Origin of the sequence: Erysipelatoclostridium sp. An15 (assembly GCF_002160675.1) — a bacterium.
Classification (GTDB): domain Bacteria; phylum Bacillota_I; class Bacilli_A; order Erysipelotrichales; family Coprobacillaceae; genus Thomasclavelia; species Thomasclavelia merdavium.
In genome coordinates, this window is record NZ_NFLA01000103.1 from 1 (window position 1) to 1,772 (window position 1,772).

The window sequence follows — 1,772 nt, forward strand, 5'->3', positions numbered from 1 at the left end:
TTGGTCTATAAAAGATTCCGACATTTTAATCAGTTCACATCAAAAAAGACCAATTATCATCAAAGATAGTTGGTCTTATGTTTTTATTTATCGGAATCTTTAGAAAGTCGGGATATCGCGTTGAATTCCGATATCGGAATTCAAAATGATAAAAGTTATCCTGATATTAATAGTCTGGTTTTATTAAGTCAGGTTTTAGATGTTACTATCGATCAATTAATAAAGGAAGATATTGAAATGATGGAAGAACAAATTAATCAAGATGATATTAGAAAATTTGGGTATCTGAGTAATATTTTTGCGGTAATGATGTTGATTACAATTATTACACCAATTCCATTAGTCCATTATTTATCATATCTTGGATTAGGAATTTGGTTACTAATTTTTGCAGCTACGTTCTATATATCGATATTAGCAGAAAAAGAGAAAAAAAGATTAAATATTCAAACATATAAAGAAATCCTGTCTTTTATGGATGGAAAACAGCTTGATAAAATTAATCAGGCTCGAGAAGAGGGGAAACGACCATATCAAAAAATTATTTATGCTTTTGTTGTAGGACTAATTACTTTGATCATTAATTTAATTATCTTGTTTTTTCTGTTATAAGGTGAAGTGTTGATGGAAACGAATAATAAATTTTATTAAATAGTAAAGATGATTACTTTATATAATTATTGAAGATCTTGTTATTATTACGGTTTTTTATTAGTAGTTAAATTGTTAAAAAACTTTGAAATCGAGTTATTCTCATGTTTTCATTACAAAATAACAATTGAATAGGCATAAAAATCGCCATAATGGCGATTTTTTTAAAACCAGTGTTTCTTTTTAAAATATATCAATAACACAATACTGACGATAATACTACCAGCGATAAAGATTGGGTAACCATAAAGGCTATTTAATTCGGGCATATATTTAAAATTCATGCCATACCAGCCAACCATTAAGGTAAGTGGTAAAAAAATGGCGGTAATCAAAGTAAATATTTTCATTAGATTATTTTGTTCAATATCAATTTGGGACTGATAAGCTTCACGCATCTGCGTAACATAATCACGTAAATTTAAAACACCAAGCTGTAAACGATCAATCCGATTATGAATTATATTTAATTTTCGCAAAGCTTCATCATCAAAATATTTGTTTTCATTTTCTAAAAAGCCATCAAAAATTACTTGAAGCTGATTGTAATAATGTTTTAAATTTAACAGCTGTTTTCTAAATTTAATAATTTTATTTAAATAATCTTTTTTACTGTCTTTAATAGCATTGTCTTCAGCAATTGTTATTATTTTTTCAAATTCATCAATATTTTCCATATCTTCACTAATTAATTCAATGAAAAATAACCGTAATAGCTCTTGATTACTGCGATGAAAATTTTCTTTAAATAATTGATCAAATTTATTAAATAATTTATGATCTTCGATAAAAATTAATAAGTTATTAAAATCAAAATATAGTAGAATTCGTTTTTGTTTAGCAATTCGTGTTTTACTATTAAAGTAATCAAAACTAACTAAAATATAATTTTCATAGACCTCAAAAACAGTAGCATTATGTTTAGTTAGATGTTCGTTTAATATATTTATAGTATTTATATTTAATTCATTGCTATTTATTTGTTCAAATTTAAATATTTTGTTCATTATAACCACACATTCCTTTCCGCCTGCGGCTGCAAGGCACACATCGTCATGAATAATTCCTTGCTTGTGCAGATCTTTTATTCTATATTCTTACTGAAGGAGTCTTATACTACA

General features: G+C 26.1%; 2 protein-coding genes. One reads left to right on the forward strand and one right to left on the reverse strand.

Annotation, left to right across the window (positions count from 1 at the left end):
- Window positions 1-120 precede the first annotated feature (120 nt).
- Window positions 121-612 (forward strand): hypothetical protein, encoded by a 492-nt coding sequence (locus tag B5E92_RS15165; protein WP_087303529.1) that lies wholly within the window; start codon window positions 121-123, stop codon window positions 610-612.
- A gap of 203 nt (window positions 613-815) precedes the next feature.
- Here the strand turns inward: B5E92_RS15165 and B5E92_RS15170 are convergent, their stop codons facing one another.
- Window positions 816-1,658, reverse strand: a complete 843-nt coding sequence (locus B5E92_RS15170) for a CorA family divalent cation transporter (RefSeq protein ID WP_087303531.1) — start codon at window positions 1,656-1,658, stop codon at window positions 816-818.
- Between the last annotated feature and the right edge of the window lie 114 nt (window positions 1,659-1,772).